This is a genomic window from Paenibacillus sp. LT-B23, assembly GCF_059417685.1.
Map to the genome: position 1 here is coordinate 50,555 of NZ_JBSQBM010000015.1, position 18,251 is coordinate 68,805.

12 protein-coding genes are annotated in these 18,251 nt (G+C 49.4%); 11 read left to right on the plus strand and 1 reads right to left on the minus strand.

Features of this window, described 5'->3' with window-relative positions:
• Positions 1-163 precede the first annotated feature (163 nt).
• The 6 genes from ACWXW9_RS18935 to ACWXW9_RS18960 all read left to right on the plus strand — a co-directional run bounded on the left by ACWXW9_RS18935 (position 164) and on the right by ACWXW9_RS18960 (position 7,559).
• Positions 164-1,819, plus strand: a complete 1,656-nt coding sequence (locus ACWXW9_RS18935) for an ABC transporter substrate-binding protein (RefSeq protein ID WP_494930659.1) — start codon at positions 164-166, stop codon at positions 1,817-1,819.
• A gap of 39 nt (positions 1,820-1,858) precedes the next feature.
• On the plus strand, positions 1,859-2,863 hold the full coding sequence (locus ACWXW9_RS18940; RefSeq protein ID WP_494930660.1) for an ABC transporter permease: 1,005 nt from the start codon (positions 1,859-1,861) through the stop codon (positions 2,861-2,863).
• 35 nt (positions 2,864-2,898) lie between these two features.
• The gene (nikC, locus tag ACWXW9_RS18945) at positions 2,899-3,810 is read left to right on the plus strand and encodes a nickel transporter permease (RefSeq protein ID WP_494930661.1); all 912 of its coding nucleotides are present in this window, start codon (positions 2,899-2,901) and stop codon (positions 3,808-3,810) included.
• A gap of 315 nt (positions 3,811-4,125) precedes the next feature.
• A complete protein-coding gene (locus ACWXW9_RS18950; protein WP_494930662.1) occupies positions 4,126-5,541 on the plus strand; it encodes a deoxyguanosinetriphosphate triphosphohydrolase family protein in 1,416 nt (471 codons plus the stop codon).
• Between the two features lie 70 nt (positions 5,542-5,611).
• Positions 5,612-6,556, plus strand: coding sequence for an MsnO8 family LLM class oxidoreductase (locus tag ACWXW9_RS18955; RefSeq protein ID WP_494930663.1), 945 nt, complete (start codon positions 5,612-5,614; stop codon positions 6,554-6,556).
• 13 nt (positions 6,557-6,569) lie between these two features.
• On the plus strand, positions 6,570-7,559 hold the full coding sequence (locus ACWXW9_RS18960) for a THUMP domain-containing class I SAM-dependent methyltransferase (protein WP_494930664.1): 990 nt from the start codon (positions 6,570-6,572) through the stop codon (positions 7,557-7,559).
• Positions 7,560-7,563: 4 nt separating this feature from the next.
• On the opposite strand, the gene ACWXW9_RS18965 is transcribed toward ACWXW9_RS18960, so the two are convergent.
• Positions 7,564-8,520 carry a D-2-hydroxyacid dehydrogenase gene (locus ACWXW9_RS18965; protein WP_494930665.1) on the minus strand — a complete coding sequence of 319 codons (957 nt, stop codon included), beginning with the start codon at positions 8,518-8,520 and terminating at the stop codon, positions 7,564-7,566.
• A gap of 179 nt (positions 8,521-8,699) precedes the next feature.
• Here ACWXW9_RS18965 and thpR point away from each other — a divergent pair, with 179 nt between their 5' ends.
• From thpR to ACWXW9_RS18990, 5 genes are all read left to right on the plus strand, one after another.
• The gene (gene thpR, locus ACWXW9_RS18970) at positions 8,700-9,293 is read left to right on the plus strand and encodes an RNA 2',3'-cyclic phosphodiesterase (RefSeq protein ID WP_494930666.1); all 594 of its coding nucleotides are present in this window, start codon (positions 8,700-8,702) and stop codon (positions 9,291-9,293) included.
• Positions 9,294-9,404: 111 nt separating this feature from the next.
• The gene (locus tag ACWXW9_RS18975; RefSeq protein ID WP_494930667.1) at positions 9,405-10,217 is read left to right on the plus strand and encodes a cell wall hydrolase; all 813 of its coding nucleotides are present in this window, start codon (positions 9,405-9,407) and stop codon (positions 10,215-10,217) included.
• Positions 10,218-10,376: 159 nt separating this feature from the next.
• On the plus strand, positions 10,377-11,060 hold the full coding sequence (locus ACWXW9_RS18980) for a metal-dependent hydrolase (RefSeq protein ID WP_494930668.1): 684 nt from the start codon (positions 10,377-10,379) through the stop codon (positions 11,058-11,060).
• 462 nt (positions 11,061-11,522) lie between these two features.
• Positions 11,523-16,121: a glutamate synthase large subunit gene (gene gltB, locus ACWXW9_RS18985; protein WP_494930669.1), complete on the plus strand. Its 4,599-nt coding sequence runs from the start codon at positions 11,523-11,525 to the stop codon at positions 16,119-16,121.
• A gap of 326 nt (positions 16,122-16,447) precedes the next feature.
• Positions 16,448-18,085, plus strand: coding sequence for a sensor histidine kinase (locus ACWXW9_RS18990; protein WP_494930670.1), 1,638 nt, complete (start codon positions 16,448-16,450; stop codon positions 18,083-18,085).
• Positions 18,086-18,251: the final 166 nt, after the last annotated feature.

Genomic DNA, 18,251 nt, shown 5'->3' on the forward strand with positions numbered 1-18,251 from the left:
TATACCTTACGATATGTGGCAGCTATTTGCTGTATAAGCTTACGTATCTGTGTGTCATGAGATTTAATGTGGACGCTGTGTCCATTAGATCATAGAGGTTATCTGGGCATTCATCCGGTATCAACGAACTAACAATATACGAGGTGTGAAAGGGGTCTGCTGCATGAGCAAAAAGTATGCAAAAAACAAAGCCTGGACCGTCCTGCTGGTGCTTGCATTGGGGGCTGTTCTGGCACTTTCGGGATGTGGAGGTTCCAATGAAGGCGCAAAACCGGAGGCAGGAAAAACGCCAGGAGGCGCAGGAGGGGGCGCGCAGGATACATTAATTTATGGACGCGGTGGCGATTCCGTGGCGCTGGACCCGGCGATTGTGACCGAAAGTGAATCGCTAAAAATTGGAATGCAGGTGTTCGATACCTTGCTGGAATACAAGGAGAGCACCACGGAGATTCAGCCGGGGCTTGCAGAGAGCTGGGAAGTATCACCGGACGGACTGATTTATACGTTCAAGCTGCGTCAAGGTGTAAAATTCCATGATGGAAGCGACTTTAATGCAGAAGCTGTTGTATTTAACTTTAACCGCTGGTCTGATCCGAAAAGTCCATACAAATTTGAAGGGGACTCGTATGATTATTATGATTCCATGTTCGGCCCAGAAGGGAGTCGGGTGATTAAGGAGGTCAAAGCGGTAGATGCGAACACTGTTCAGTTTACACTGACCAAGCCGCAGGCGCCTTTTTTACAAAATATCGCTATGCCATCCTTTAGTATCGCCAGCCCTAAGGCTATTCAGGAGAAAAAGGCTGATTTCAAGAGCAATCCGGTCGGTACGGGACCCTTTGTATTTAAGGAATGGAAGCGGAACGATACCATCACGCTGGAGAAAAATCCAAACTATTGGAAAGAGGGACAGCCGAAGCTGGCCAAGATCATTGTTCGTTCTATTCCCGACAATACCGCGCGATTTAATGCTCTGCAAAACGGAGAAATTGATCTGATGGAGGATCTGAACCCGGACGATGCGAAGCAACTGGAAGGCAATAATGAACTGCAAAAAATCGAACGCCCATCCTTTAATGTGGCGTATATCGGATTTAATTTGAAGAAAAAGGTATTCAATAATCCCAAGGTGCGGCAGGCGCTTAATCATGCGGTGAACAAGCAGGCCATTATTGATGCATTGTTTGCGGGAGAGGCCAAGCCTGCGGTCAATCCGATGCCGCCTACATTATGGGGATATAACGATAGCATTCAGGATTATACCTACGATCTGGACAAGGCTAAATCCTTGCTGGCAGAAGCGGGCTACCCTAATGGGCTTACTGAGCCGTTAACCTTTTACGCGATGCCTGTATCTCGTCCGTATATGCCTGACGGTAAAAAGGTAGCGGAAGCCATTCAAGCTGATTTTGAAAAAATAGGTGTTAAAGTAAATATTCAATCGCCGGAATGGGCTACTTATCTGGATGATGTTAAGGCCGGCCAGAAAGATGATTTATACATGCTGGGTTGGAACGGAGATAATGGCGATCCAGACAACTTCCTGTACACCCTGCTGGACAAGGATACGATTCCGGGTAATAACCGTAGCTTTTATGTCAATGAGGAGCTGCATAAAATATTGGTAAAAGCTCAGGTTGAGGTCGATCAGGACAAGCGTGCTGAGCTGTACAAACAAGCACAAGTGATTATTAAACAGGATGCGCCGTGGATTCCACTGGTTCACAGCACACCGCTGATGGCAGGTAAAGTGAACCTCAAGGGCTTCGTGCCTGCTCCGGCAGGTATTGAATCGTATAGCAACGTTTATTTTGAATAGCCCAAATAGCAACATACGCAAGCAGGCGGTGATTCTGGTATGAACTCATATATTATAAAAAGACTGGCCGTATTGATTCCGGTATTGCTGGGCATGACGCTTATCGTTTTTTCGATTATTCATGCCATTCCGGGGGATCCGGCGGAAACGATACTGGGAGACAAGGCCACAGAGCAGTCCAAACAGGCACTACGTGAGCAGTTGGGGCTGGACAAGCCGTGGTTGCAGCAATATGGAACTTACCTGGGGGAGCTGGCCCATGGCGATTTGGGTGATTCGATCCGCACCAGACAGCCGATTGCCCGGGAAATGCTGCCTTATCTGGCGGCTACGCTGGAGTTGACGGTGGCGAGTATGTTTTTTGCCGTTGTTGTTGGAATGAACGCGGGTATCGTGAGCGCCTGGAAGCGAAATTCATGGTTCGATTATGTCAGCATGGTCATTGCCCTTGTCGGGGTGTCGATGCCCATTTTCTGGCTGGGCTTGATGGAGCAATGGATTTTTGCCAATAAGCTGCATTGGCTTCCTTCTATCGGACGCATGAATTCCCGTGATCCGGTGGAGGCGGTGACGCATTTGGCGGTTATTGATGCAATGATTGGTGGACGTATGGAGCAGGTATGGACGGTCATCAAGCATTTGATTTTGCCCAGCATCGCACTGGGAACCATCCCGATGGCGGTCATTGCGCGTATTACCCGTTCCAGCATGCTGGAGGTTATGGATTCGGATTATATTCGCACGGCGCGGGCGAAGGGATTGGCATCTTTTCAAGTCGTGTACAAGCATGCACTTAAAAATGCCGCCATCCCCGTGCTTACCGTCATCGGTCTTCAGACGGGCTCGCTACTGGGCGGCGCGGTGCTGACAGAGACCATTTTTGCATGGCCCGGCATCGGACGGTACATTTTTGAAGCGATTAGCTCGCGTGACTATCCTGTCATTCAAAGCGGGATTCTGATCATTGCGTTCCTGTTCGTCATCATTAATCTGATTGTCGATTTGCTGTACGCGGTTCTGGACCGGCGTATCCGTTATCAGTAATCAAGTCGTCAATGGGTCAAGGGGGAGCTTGTCCGATGTCACAATTTTCGATGGAACCCAACAATATACCGACGACACGCCATACGCTGGCGCATGTGCCTGTCGTTTCCGGCCCTTGGAGAGACGCGTGGAGGGCTTTCCAACACAATAAAATGGCGCTCGTCGGCCTCAGCATTATTATCTTCTTTGTCATTATCGCTTTGATCGCTCCGTGGATTGCTCCGTTTGACTATAAAGCGCAGAATTTGGTGGATCGCTTGCAGCCCCCTTCCGCAGAGCACTGGTTCGGGACGGACGATCTCGGCCGGGATTTGCTGACCCGTACGCTGTATGGAGCCAGAATCTCGTTGTGGGTCGGTTTTCTGTCCGTCATTGGTTCAATGATCGTAGGAACGGCCTTGGGTTTAATTGCGGGATTTTATGGAAAATGGGCAGATATGATCATCTCGCGGCTGTTCGACATTTTACTGGCGTTTCCGGGGATTTTGCTGGCGATTGCCATTGTGGCTATTTTAGGACCTTCATTGGAAAATGCACTGTATGCCATTGCGATTGTCAATGTGCCAACGTATGGACGATTGGTACGCTCCAAGGTGCTCAGTGTCAAAACCGAGGAATATATCACTTCTGCCAGAGCGCTTGGGGCGAATAATGTACGAATCATACTCCGGTATATTTTGCCGAACAGCCTGACACCGATCATCGTACAGGGCACGCTGGGAATTGGAACGGCGATCATTGAAGCGGCGGCGCTTGGATTTCTCGGCTTGGGCGCACAACCTCCTCAACCGGAGTGGGGGAAAATGCTGTCGGATTCACGCCAATACATCCAGAATGCACCATGGACTGTTATTTTTCCGGGTATATCCATTATGCTGACTGTATTGGGCTTTAACCTGATGGGTGACGGCTTGCGGGATGTGCTGGACCCGAGGGCGAAGCGCTAGAACAAAAGTAGTGAGGTATTTTCTTATATTTCTATTTAAAAGAATAAAAAGGTGTTCCCCGGCCAGAATCCTAGTGGCTGGAGGAGCACTTTTTTTATATGAGATTTTTAAAGCATCTCCTCCCCGGATTTCTCCCCTGACCATTGCCTTATTCAAGTAATCCGGGGGCGGTGGTGATGGGAAGCACAATCCGACTGCGCAGTGGAGCTAAAAGCAACTTTTACGTACAGCTATAAGCTTAAAATCATGTCAGCTTTCCTGAGACGTGAAAAAAATGTATAATCACTCCAATTGAGTACGTTGGGAGTGGGATTTATGACATGGCAAAACAAGAGAGAGCATCGGCAGTTTCCGGAACAAACACGAAGCGATGCTTCACGGGCAGCATATGAACGGGATTACTCCCGATTGATCCATTCACCGACCTTTCGTCGGCTGCAAGGCAAATCACAGGTATTTGGCGCAGGCACGGGCGATTATTATCGCACACGGCTGACGCATTCGCTGGAGGTAGCACAGATTGCACGTGAAGCGGCACGCAGCTTGCTGCGGCGGCATCCCGAGGTGGAGCTGGGGCAGGCGGATAACGCCGGGCTCATTATTGATCCCGAGGTGGTGGAATGTGCGTCTATTGCGCATGATTTTGGTCATCCACCGTTCGGGCACAAGGGCGAAGAGGTACTGGACGGCATTTTGGATCAGTTGATCGAGACGAAGGTGAAAAAGATAGCGGCCGCTGGAGGCTTCACGCCTGATTCCAAGCAGGGACTGGAGGCATATGCACATGAGCGGCGAATCTACGAGCATTTTGAGGGGAACGCACACAATTTCCGACTGATTATGTTTTTGGAGAAGCGTGAGAACGTGGATGGTCTGAATTTGTCGGACGCTGTTTTACTGGGGATCAACAAGTATCCGTATCCGGGGATTTTGAACAAAAAAGGGATGTATCTGCATGAGTGGGAATACATTCGTTCCATCCGCGAGGATTGGGGAATTCCTGATGGTCAAAAGACGCTGGAGGCCCAGCTTATGGACCTGTGCGACGATATTGCGTATTCCGCGCATGATCTGGAGGACGGTATTAAGGCAGGGAAAATTGAGGTGCACGAGCATTTTTTATATGATCCGTATTTGATCCGTCTGATTACAGAAAAAATCACCACGTTGGAGGATAGCTTCTGGCAAGGCTGGCAACTGGCTCAGATCGAACAGAAGGTGGCGGCTGTGCTCAGTGATTTTTTGAAGGTATGGAATGGCAAGATGCCAATGTGTGAACACGATTATTCCCGTACCCGTCGTGAGGTGAAAGCGTACTGGGTCAGTCTGTTCGTCAGCAGCTTGGGTGTAATTGATGTGGGTGATTGGAAAAAGGTTACTTTTGTGCGGGATGGAAGCGAGGATCTCGATATGCTTCGTACCGTGAGTGTGCTGAAAAGCTTTGCCTGGGTCACGATGATCCGTGATCTGCGCGTACAACGGCTGCAAAAACGGAGTGAATGGATGCTCAGACGGCTGTGGCTGGCTTTTCTCGATCCAGAGACATCCAAGTCCATTATTCCGAGTGATTGGCTTCAGCGCTTTGAACGTGATCAGGCCAAGGCAAAACCGATTTGGACTTGGGAGCATATGGTCATTGATTATATTGCAGGGATGACCGATGCGTTTGCCGAGAAAATCTATAATGAGCTGTATGGTTTGAAGGTGGGTTCCATTTATGATCTGGACTAACGATTCATGCTGAACCCCATATAGTAGAAGAAACTGGTTTTTAAGTATGGAAAAGAAGGGGGGGATATCTATGGGTTCTCAGTCTATACCTGCCCAATCACTGAAGCTGGGGGTACTTGATATGGTGCCGTTGCTACCCGGAAACCGACCGGAGCAGGCCGTTCAATGGGCAGGAGAGCTGGCGAGACGTGCGGAAGCGTGGGGCTATACGCGCTATTGGACTTCGGAGCATCATGATATGGAGGGGCTGGCTTCCTCCAGTCCGGAAGTGTTGCTGGCTCACATCGGGGCGGTGACCCGGAAAATCAAGCTGGGGGCAGGCGCTATTTTGCTTCCGCATTATAGTCCGGTCAAGGTCGCAGAATGGTTTCATCTGCTGGCGGCTCTATATCCGGGCAGAGTCGAGCTGGGTCTCGGGAGAGCACCCGGTGGAGGACCACATGCGTCGATGGCGCTGAGCGGCAACTTTCTCCAGCATGTGGCTGAACTGCCACAGACGATGGAAGCGCTGCTGGCTTTGCTGGAAGGTACCTACGAGTATGAGCAGGTGCCCGTGTTTGCCCGTCCAATGCCTGAACAGCCACCTGCGCTGTGGATGCTGGGTACAAATCGTAAAAGTGCCGAATACGCCGCCCGGTATTCAACTGGCTATGTGTTCGGTCAATTTATGAGTGAGCAGGATACGGGAGAAATGCTGAGCATGTACCGTTCCGGCTTTCAGCCGTCCAAACGAATGGACAAGCCCCGGACGATGGTTGCTGTAGGGGCCATATGTTCCTCAACGAATGAACAGGCGCAGCGGTGGGCTGCACAGATTACGATGGGTGACCCTGCGATGCGGGCTAATTGGCTGGTGGGAACACCAGCGGATGTTGCCGAACGGTTGCACAGCTTGCAGGTTGAGTATGATAATGATGAATTTCTGCTGGTTACCCCCATTCCCGATTATGAGCAGCGGCTTCAATCCTACCGTCTTATAGCGGAGGCCATAAAATCTAGCGGTGATTCCAAATGAAAAGAGATCTGACATGAACCGACATGAAATAAATAGTTCTGCTATGAATATGCAAAGATACATATATACCTACGCGTGTCATGAAACCGAGCGAGAGCTGTGTCTTTTGGAGTTGAAAAGCTTGTTCGGCCAGCCGCCTGCGCATGATTCCATGCTGCTGTCCCATCGGCGGTTAGAGCCGGGCATCAGCCCGTTCATCCATCTTCGGCTGGATGTGACTGCAGATGCGGGTACTTTGGATGAGCTATGCGAGGCAGCTTCCGCAATTCAACTTGAAGAAGGGAAGACCTTCAAGGTCCTGTGCCTTAAGGAAGGCGACAACGTGGCCGACTATGACGAGCGACGAGGTATAGAAAGACGCATTGGCGCACGTATTCGGGGGCAGGCGCAAATGAAGGAACCGGATGTCACCCTGGGTGTCGTACGGGTAGGAGAGCGGTGGCTGCTCGGCAAGTGCATGTACAGCGACAGATCATGGCTGGAGCGCCGTCATAAGCCGCAAAACTACTCCACCGGACTACCAGTGCTGGTAGCCAAAGCGCTTGTGAATTTAGCAGTGCATGACATAGCAGCACAGGATATAGATGCGGGCCGATTGAAGTTGCTGGACCCGTGCTGTGGCATGGGTAATGTAATGATTGAAGCACTGAGCATGGGAAAAGATATTCACGGTTGTGATATTAATCCGCTGGCGGTACGTGGGGCACGCGTGAATTTGCGTCATTTTGGATATGAAGAGGATCGGGTGAAACTGGGAGATATGAATCTGCTGGAGGGAACCTATGATGCAGCGATATTGGATATGCCCTATAACCTGTGCTCCGTGCTCCCTGCCGATGAACAAAAGCAGATGCTGCGCAGCCTGAGGCGCTTGGCCGCACGAGCGGTAGTCGTAAGCACGGAGCCGATGTCAGCATTGCTGTCCGAGTCAGGCTGGACCCTCACGGAGCAATGCCGCATACACAAGACAGGTATGAGCCGGGAAATATGGATCTGTGAATAGTTTGTTAATACTGAGTTTTGTAGTTAACCAAGTTCAGCGGCAGTTCCTGATCGGCAGCATAGGCTTTCAAATTGGTGAGGAAAATATCTACCGCCCGTTCAGCGTAACGGTCCGTGTCGCCTGCAATATGCGGCGTAATCAGGACATTCTCCAGACTCCACAGTGGATGTGACGCGGGTAGCGGTTCTTCCTCGAAAACATCCAGTCCGGCAAAGGCAATATGCTTTTGCTCCAGAGAGCGCACAAGTGCATCCGTATGGACAGTGCTGCCACGACCTACATTAATGAAGAAAGCTCCCTTACGCATGGCTGCAAATGCCTTTTCATCAAAGAAGTGACGGGTTTCCTCGGTGAATGGCAGAATATTTACCACGATATCCGCCTCTCCCAACGCTTCATGTAATTGCTCATTTGTGTACATGCGCTTCACATGAGGGGCATCCTTGCCGGAACGCCGAACTCCGATCACCCGCATGCCGAAGGCTTCTGCGATCCGGGCCGTTTCACGACCGATTTCGCCCACGCCCGTAATCAGCAGTGTTTTACCACGTAATTCCGTCAGGTCGCCTTCCGGTGGCTGCCATGTTTTCTGACTTTGCAAGAGAACTGCTTGCTGTAAATACCGTGTATGCGACAGCAGCATCCCGAAGATTTGCTCCGTAATTGGAACGGCATGAACGCCGCTTGTATTGGTGAGTAAAATATGACGCTTTTCCAGCTCTGCAAGTGGCAGCTTATCAATGCCCGCCGACCAGGTCTGTATCCATTTCAGCTTGCTGTCGGGATGCAAAGCCGCTTCGACAATATGCTTGGACCAGCCTAAAATGACCTCGGCCTGTCGGATCTGTTCAGGATTCAGCTCTTGGGCTTTGCCAATGACCAGCTCATAGCCCGGGGCTGCTGCACGAACCTGCTTTTCTTGCTCTGCGGTAAGCTGGTGTAAACTGATGATGTTTCCCATAATTCATTACCTCCTCGGCTTTTGATTCTTTGGAGCTTCCAATATATTCTGCTGAATCATCCTTTCAAGGATAACAGATTGGTGAAAAGATTGCATAAATAAGGGTAAAAACGAGCTTGCTGTGTCACTATAGATAACAACGAATGACTGTAGCTCTTTATGAAAGGAAGACGATGACGATGAACGGATCAAAGCCGATAGTTTCGCATACAGCACAGACACAAAGACTTTTTACCGCGATTGCTCTCCCGAGCGAGCATAAGGAGGAGTTACGGCGCTGGGTGGAACAGGATATTAACGAGCTTTCTTTTCGCAAATGGACCGATTTCAGGGATTATCACGTAACACTTCAGTTTCTGGGGGATGTGGCGACCAAGGATATACCGGAACTGGAACAGGCCTTATTTCAGGCAGCCGCTGCACATCCCCCGTTCACTCTCGGCATTGGCGAACCGGGGACTTTTGGGCGAGATGGATTTCCGCGTGTGCTATGGAGGGGAGTTACGGGGCAGAAGGATTGTTTGAACCAGCTCCACCAATCCATAGTTCAGGCTACCGAACCGCTTGGTTTTAAGCCGGAGGAACGGTCTTACCGACCCCATATCACAGTAGCACGTTCATATACAGGGCAGGAGCCTGTTCCGGCGTCTATTTTTCAGTCCGATAACCGGATAGGCGAGCCGTGGGAAGTGGAAGAATTTGTTTTGTACGCGACCCGAATGGGGCAAAAACCGATGTACCAAATAATTAAAATAATCCCATTATTAAGTTGAAACCCTTGATCTATCAGCGATTTTAGTGATATAGTGTTTCAGCGTTATTCAAAAGGCGCATTTTGGGTTACATATCTGAGGAATGTGCCTAAAGTTCACGGGAGGAACATTATGGAAATCGTTAAAGAACATCGTTGGTTTGCACCTCTTTTGAGTGTGCTGCTTGTTTGTATATTGGGGGTAGGCCTCTACGCTGAGGTTCAACAAACACAAAAAAATCATAAAAATGCACCTATGCAATCTCTGAGCTGGTCAGGGAACTCTTTGGCTCCTACACACGGGGACAGGATGGGGACCCATAACGGGTCAAACAGGACAAGTCCCATCTTTGCCGAGGCTCATGGGCAGCCGAGCTGGAAACAAATCATGCCGACTCCGTTACCCGCTTCCCAGATGAAGCAGGCGGGACAAGCCCAGAGCAATGTTGCAACCGGCGTGAAAAAGCCTGAAGTCCAGCATAGCAAGTCCGCAATTCTTACCCCTCCTACAACCATCTACTTTACGAAGACACAAATGCTCTCTCAGGATGACAAGGCGTTGTCTACCTGGAGCTATCATGTCTCCGCTAAAGAACTGCTCCTGCTACAAAAAATAGTCATGGCAGAAGCAGAAGGCGAACCGTACGAAGGCAAAGTGGCAGTTGCCAACGTTGTCTTAAACCGGCTGCGGTCAGCCCCATTTCCCGATACGATTCAGGCAGTGATTTATCAAAAAGCGCAATTTAGTCCGGTCGCGAACGGGCGTCTTCGTCGTGTTCAGCCCAACCAGGACAGCATTCGTGCGGTTACGGCTGCGTTGAACGGCCATAAAGCCGTGCCTGATAATACCTGTTTTTTCCTGTCGCTGACGTTGGCTCAGGATCTTACGGTACATCATTCGCGTACCAAGGTGAAAACAATCGGACATCATACCTTTTATAAATAAAGGCAGCCTTCTACAAATAACAGCCCTTTCTAAACAACAGGGTTCAGCTTTGTGAACGTATATTTTCGTGTACAGGTGAAGCTTGTATGCAAAAAGAGGTATAATGGGTAAAGGAAAGGTACCTAAGTTTTGAAAGTGACTATGGAGGTGGCAGATGATATGAAAATCACATATTACGGACATTCAGTGGTGCTGGTGGAGGAAGAGGGCAAACGGATTATCATTGATCCTTTTTTGACTGGAAATCCTAAATCAGCAGTGAAAGCTGAGGACATTCAGGTGGATGCAGTGCTGTTGACGCATGGTCATGCCGATCATTTTGGAGATGCTGTTGAAATTGCCAAGCGCAACGATTGCCCGGTGATTGCGGTGGCGGAATTGGCTGACTATTGTTCATCTCAGGGAGCCAAGGCTCACGGTATGAACCTTGGCGGTGGTCACCAATTTGACGGCTTCCATGTAAAATTCACGCTTGCGTTCCACAGTTCCTCTTTAAATGTGGATGGACAAACGATATATATGGGTGAGCCTGCGGGCATTTTATTGACCATAGGAGGCAAAACATTTTTCCATGCTGGCGATACCGCCCTGTTTGGCGATATGCGTCTCATTGGGGAAACTAACTCAATAGATGCTGCGGTATTACCGATAGGTGACGGTTATACCATGGGACCGGAGGATGCGCTGCTGGCAGCCAAATGGCTGCGGGCAAGTCGGGTGATACCGGTGCATTACAATACCTTTCCGGGCATTGAGCAGGACGGGAACGCCTTCTGTGACCGTCTGCACAAGGAAGGGATTGAGGGGAAAGCCCTGAATCCCGGTGAAAGCCTCGAATTTTAACCTGCATTGCCAAATTGCGAGCAAATGTCGGAGCGCCAGAATGTTCAATAGATATCCTCTGTCAGCCTTTTCTGTTCCTTCGGGAATGGGAAAGGCTGGATTTTTTAAAATGAATATTTATACATAAAAATGGTATGTTTTTGCATGCTACGTTGAAGCTGTAATGTAAAAGATTTATTATCACAATCATAAAAACTTTGAATTGCTAACATGGTAGGTCAATGATAAAATAATAGAACTAATTAGATTCATCAGTAGATCCGACGTGTTTTTCAAGTCAAGCTATTGCATAATTATTGAAAAGTATTCGCATTCGGCGGACCGTACCGCCTTGAATACGTCACATGCTTTGTCCCCCAATCCTCGTAGTTGTTCTTTGAGTTACCTCTTGTTGCCACTGTCTTCTATTCGGCCGCCTGTATTTCAGGCCAGCATGACTTTATAACAGAAAGGTTGCGTTCCATGAGACAGACAGGTTTACCACCCAAACAGGGATTATATGATCCCCAATTCGAAAAAGACGCCTGCGGCATGGGCTTTGTTGCCCACATCAAGGGAAAACCATCGCACGATATCGTAAGTCAGGCTTTGACCATGCTCGTAAATATGGAGCATCGGGGCGGTCAGGGAAGTGAACCGAACTCCGGTGACGGAGCGGGGATCATGATTCAGGTGCCGCATCTGTTTTTCCAAGAGGAAGCGGAGCGACTGGGCTTCAAGCTGCCAAAGGCGGGACATTACGGCGTGGGTATGCTTTTTGTATCCAATGATCCGAAGGTTCGTGAAGTTCATGAGCAGAAGCTGAGAGATATTATCGTAGATGAGGGTCAGAACTGTCTGGGCTTCCGTGATGTTCCGACTTATGACGAAATGCTGGGCAAATCGGCGAAAGCGGCCAAACCGGGCGTACGTCAGGTGTTCATCGGTCGCAGCAGCGATTTGAAGGAAGAACTGGACTTTGAACGGAAACTGTATGTTATTCGCAAACGGGCGGAGCTTGCCATTCGCTATAACGAAGAAGACCAGAACCGTGAGTCGTTTTATATCCCGAGTTTGTCATGCCGTAAGGTTGTATACAAAGGAATGCTTACAACCGAGCAGGTAGGACAATTTTATCTGGATTTACAGGATGAGCGGGTGACATCGGCGATCGCGCTGATTCATTCCCGCTTCAGTACGAACACGTTCCCGAGCTGGGATCGTGCGCATCCTTATCGTTTTATGATTCACAACGGTGAAATTAATACGATGCGCGGCAACGTGAACTGGATGCATGCACGTCAGGCCCAGTTTGAAAGTGAAGCGTTTGGCGAAGATATCGGCAAGGTAAAACCGGTTATTAACCCGGATGGTTCCGATACAGCCATGTTTGATAATACATTGGAATTCCTGTATCTGAGTGGACGTTCCCTTCCTCATGTAGCCATGATGATGGTGCCAGAGCCTTGGAACAAGCATGAGACGATGGACCCGAAGAAGCGGGCATTTTATGAGTATCACAGCACGATGATGGAGCCTTGGGATGGACCGGCTGCGATGGCGTTTACGGATGGTGTGCAGATCGGGGCAATTCTGGATCGTAATGGCCTGCGTCCTGCGCGTTACTATGTGACCAAGGATGACCTGATCGCCCTGTCTTCAGAAGCGGGTGTACTGGATATTGCTCCTGAAAATGTACTCTACAAGGATCGTCTCCGTCCGGGACGGATGCTGCTGGTCGATACCCAGGAGGGCCGCATCATTTCTGACGAAGAGTTGAAGGAACGTATTGCTTCCGAGGAACCTTACCAGGAATGGCTGGATGAGCATCTGGTCAATCTGGATGAATTGCCGGAAGCATTGGAGCAGCCGGAGCCGAAGCATGAGAATGTGAACCAGCTTCAGTTGGCTTTTGGCTATACGTTTGAAGAACTGCGTAAGATTTTGGAGCCGATGGCGCTCACAGGTGCGGAACCGATTGGCTCTATGGGATATGATGCTCCATTGGCGGTGCTGTCTGACCGTCCACAACGTTTGTACAACTATTTTAAACAGATGTTTGCTCAAGTCACGAATCCGCCGATTGATGCCATTCGGGAAGAGATCGTAACGTCCACGGCAACTACGATTGGACCTGAGCGCAATTTGCTGCATCCGGAACCCGAAAGCTGTCGTCAGATTCGTTTGGATTCACCGGTGTTGTCGAATGAGGAATTTGCTAAAATTCGTCACGTCCACCGTCCAGGCTTCAAGTCGATGACGATTCCGATCTTCTTTGAAGCGAAGGAAGGCGCAGAAGGACTGCGTAAGGCACTCGAAGGACTGTTTGAGGCTGCTGACCGTGTCATTGACAAGGGTCATAACATCCTGATTCTGTCCGACCGTGGCGTGGATGCTGAGAATGCGGCCATTCCGGCGTTGCTGGCTGTTTCGAGCCTGCATCATCACTTAATCAAGCAGGGTACACGCACACGTGTAAGTATTTTGCTGGAGTCCGGAGAGCCGAGAGATATTCATCATTATGCGGTGCTGCTTGGCTACGGCGTGAGTGCGGTTAATCCGTATCTGGCTTTCGAAACGCTGGATGTCATGATTCAACAGGGCTTGCTGCGCGGAATTTCGCACGAAAAAGCAATTAAAAATTATATTAAAGCTGCTACCAAGGGTGTAGTTAAAATATTGTCCAAAATGGGTATTTCCACGATTCAGTCGTACCGTGGAGCACAGATTTTTGAGGCCGTAGGTCTCAAACAAGATTTTGTTGATCGCTACTTCACCTGGACGCCTTCCCGCATTGGCGGTATCGGTCTGGAGGAAGTCACGGTGGAAGCGCTGGCTCACCACAACCGGGCTTTTACCGACAAGGACGGCAACGATAAAGTGTTGGATTCAGGCGGCGAATATCAATGGCGTAACGATGGAGAAGAGCATTTGTTTAATCCGCAAACGGTGCATTTGCTCCAGCAGTCGGTTCGCTCGGGAGACTACAAGCTGTACAAGAAATACGCCAAGCTGGTGCAGGGTGAAACTGAACAGCATTTGACGATCCGCTCCATGCTTCAGTTGAAGTCCGTGGGTGAACCTGTGCCACTGGATGAAGTGGAATCTGCTGCATCGATTATGCGTCGTTTTAAGACGGGAGCTATGTCCTTCGGCTCGATCAGTCAGGAAGCGCATGAGGATATGGCGATTGCGATGAACCGTATCGGCGGCAAGAGCAATACTGGTGAAGGTGGAGAAAACCCTGCACGTTTTATACCGGATGCCAATGGCGATTCCCGTCGCAGCTCGATCAAGCAGGTGGCATCAGGCCGATTTGGTGTAACGTCGAATTATTTGGTGAACGCCGACGAAATTCAGATTAAAATGGCGCAAGGCGCGAAGCCGGGCGAAGGCGGACAACTGCCAGGACGCAAGGTGTATCCTTGGGTTGCTGAGGTGCGTGGTTCTACGCCGGGCGTGGGACTGATTTCGCCGCCGCCGCATCACGATATTTATTCTATCGAGGATTTGGCAGAGCTGATCTACGATCTCAAAAACGCCAATCCGCGTGCTGACATTAACGTGAAGCTGGTGTCGGAGGTAGGCGTGGGCACGATTGCTACAGGAGTGGCTAAAGGCCGTGCTGACATTATTCTGGTCAGCGGCTATGACGGCGGTACAGGTGCTTCTCCGCAAGGCTCTATCCGCCATGCAGGTATGCCTTGGGAGCTGGGTCTGGCCGAGACGCATCAGACGCTGATGCTGAACAACCTGCGCGACCGTGTAGTGCTGGAGACAGACGGCAAGATGCTGTCCGGCCGTGATCTGGTGGTAGCTGCCCTGCTGGGTGCAGAAGAATATGGCTTCTCTACAGCGCCGCTTGTGGCGTTGGGCTGTATTATGATGCGGGTATGCCAAATGGACACCTGTCCGGTTGGTGTAGCTACGCAGAATCCGGAGCTGCGCAAAAATTATATGGGTGATCCTGCCCATGTGGTGAATTTTATGCGTTTCATCGCAGAAGATGTCCGCGAAATTATGGCCGAGCTGGGCTTCCGCACGATTCAGGAAATGATCGGACGCACGGATTGTCTGGATACCGTGAACGCCGACTCGCACTGGAAGAAGAAAGGCGTCGATCTGAGCTTGCTGCTGCATGTTCCTGAGCTGGAAGACGGCAGTGTACGTTACCGCGTACAACGCCAAAACCACGGTCTGGAAGAAACGCTTGATATGCAGAAGCTCGTACCGATGGCTACCGGGGCGCTGGAGAACGGAACAGCTGTAGAGGCTACCTTGCCTATAACGAACGTGAATCGGGCCGTAGGTACGATTCTGGGCAGCGAGGTTACCCGTAAGTACGGAGCGACGGGGCTGCCTGAGGATACGATTCGTTTTAACTTCATAGGATCAGCAGGTCAGAGCTTCGGGGCATTTATTCCGAAAGGTATCACGCTGAGCGTTGAAGGCGATAGCAATGACTATGTAGGTAAAGGGCTATCCGGTGGTAAGGTTATTGTGAAGAAATCTCACAAAGCGACCTTTAAGGCGGAAGAGAACATTATTATCGGAAATACGGCTTTGTATGGAGCGACCAGCGGGGAAGCTTATATTAGCGGAATTGCAGGGGAACGCTTTGCCGTCCGGAACTCTGGCGCACGTATCGTTGTCGAGGGTGTCGGCGATCATGGCTGTGAGTATATGACAGGCGGACGTGTAGCTGTACTGGGCGAAACCGGACGGAATTTCGGAGCAGGGATGTCTGGAGGTATTGCATACGTCTATGACCCTCAGGGAACGTTCCTAAGCCGTTGTAACCTGGAGATGGTGTTGCTGGAAGGTGTGGAAGATCCTACGGAAGCAGCGGATCTGCGCGGTTTGATTCAGCGCCATGTCACGTACACAGGCAGTGAAGCGGGACAACGTATTTTGGATGACTGGCAGGATGCGATTCAGCAGTTTGTACGGGTGATTCCGAAGGATTACAAGCGTATGGTTGAACAGATACAAAAAGAAGAGGCAACCGGTTTGAGCGGGGATGAGGCTCTGCTGGCTGCATTTGAAGCCAATATGCGTGAATTGGCGCGTGCCGGGGGCTAATGTAGCCCCGCACCAAATTCACTGAAAAAAGGACAGGCTGAATACCGCTGTTATGATCACGGTGGTACCAGCAAGTCCTTTTTTTTAGTTTTCTGAAAATGTAATTTATATCCTTGACAAACGTTATAGTTTCTGACATTACCCCCAAAATGTTTTCCTGAAACGGTAAATATGTTATAAAAAGTACCAAATTTTTTGGAATGTAACCGTTTACGTTAGAGTTTATGTCTTGTTATTTATTTTTGGATTGGTTATGATTTTTTTAGAGTACACAAACAAATCTAATATGCCCATCGTCCCTTCAAAACACAGAATAGGGTGACAGGATGAAGTTGAAGAAGTCAGCAGAAGACAAAATGATTTTTTTGTACCGGTATGTATCACTATCTTTAACGTCGCTTGTTTTTCTGTTCGAACCATCCAGATTAAATGTGTGGCAGAAGTTATTACTCATTGTGTTTCTATTTTTATCTGTTACATTATTTACGTGGATTTACCGCAAGTACAGACTTCATGATATGGTTTTGAAATGCAGCATTGCTCTGGAAACCGCAGGGATCATTTTATTGCTGCTCCCGACAGGAGGGATGGACAGTCCGTTCAAATGGTATGTGATTACCCCTATGTTGGTGGCTTGTGCTCACCTTTCTATGAGGTACAGTTGGACGCTCCTTCTTTCTTATATCGGCTTGGTACTCACATTTTGTTATATCTTTTTTACACCAGGTCAATATTTTTTGTGGGATATGGTGTTACAAAATGCGAATTTATTTCTGGTGCTGATTGTGACCACGATGGCCATGCAGGTGATCGGTGTCATGAAGAATGAGTTGAAGATGGCGAAGGAGCAAGCTAATGAGACGATGGAACATATTAAGTCGATTTACCACATCATGGAGACGACTAGCCACAACGAGGCATTGAATCTGGGGCAGGTCATCTCGGACTACACGGTTAAGCTGACAAAGCAGAGCCGCGCGTTTTTCTGGTTGGACAGTCAGGAGGAGGATGCGCCGGAGAGCAGTCAGACAGGTTGGACGGTGGAGGAAGAGGAGCAGCTATTCGAGGAGCTGGGGAATTACCGTGAGGAATTCAGGGAAGAGCGGGAGCCGTTTTTCAGGCATCTGCCAGAATGGGGCGATTTTCTCATGATCACGGTACCGATGACGACTCGTTTTGTAGCGACCATCGGTCTTAAGCTGGGCCCTGATCAAAGTTTGACGGGAAGACGCTGGCTTGTACAACAACTAATATTCCTGGCTGAGCTGAGCGCCGTATTCTTGGAGCGCTACGAGCTGGAGCGAATCGAAAATCAGTTGATTGTGACGAACGAGCAGAACCGGATTGCGAATGAAATGCATGATAATGTATCACAAAGTCTTTTTGGCATTGTATACGCGACGCATTCACTTCGGCAGACATGGCATGATCAGCCCAAGGAGCAGGTGGAGGAACAAATTGAGCTGATTCAGCAATCTGCCAACCAGGCAGTCAGGGAGCTGAAAGGGGCCATTCATAGCCTAAGCTCGAAAAAGAGCGGGGGGCCAACTTGGTTAGGAACGGTGAAAAGCCATCTGCATACGCTGTCCAAGCTGAATCATGTACAGATTGACTTTGATATTCATGGGGATCATTTTTCACTGCCGTACTTGTATCAAAAGGCTTTGTTCCGTATCATATCCGAAGCGGCAGGTAACGCAATCCGGCATGGGTTGGCCAAGCGGGTTGATGTGAAGTTAAAATTGACGCCCCAGGTGATTAGACTGTCTATTCATGACGACGGAGTAGGGTTCGAGACGGCGAGAATGGTAGCAGGAGGTGAGGCGGTCAGTGCAGGCAGTGGCCTGGGCATGATGAATATGGAATATTTAGCTCAATCAATGGGAGGTGAATTTGATATTTCAAGTCGAATCGGAGAGGGAACACAGATCCGATTGTCCATTCCAGTAAATGCTTATGAATAAGAGCATTTTGCATAAATCCCAAGAGCGATTTCAAATCAGCACTATATAGATCGAAACGGTTTAGTTCGTCTATATAGTGTACTTTCGAGCGTTGAGAATGGAATTATGCAAAATGCTGATAAAGATGTGTGAACATCCTGCAATACAAAATCTGCGGTAACAATCG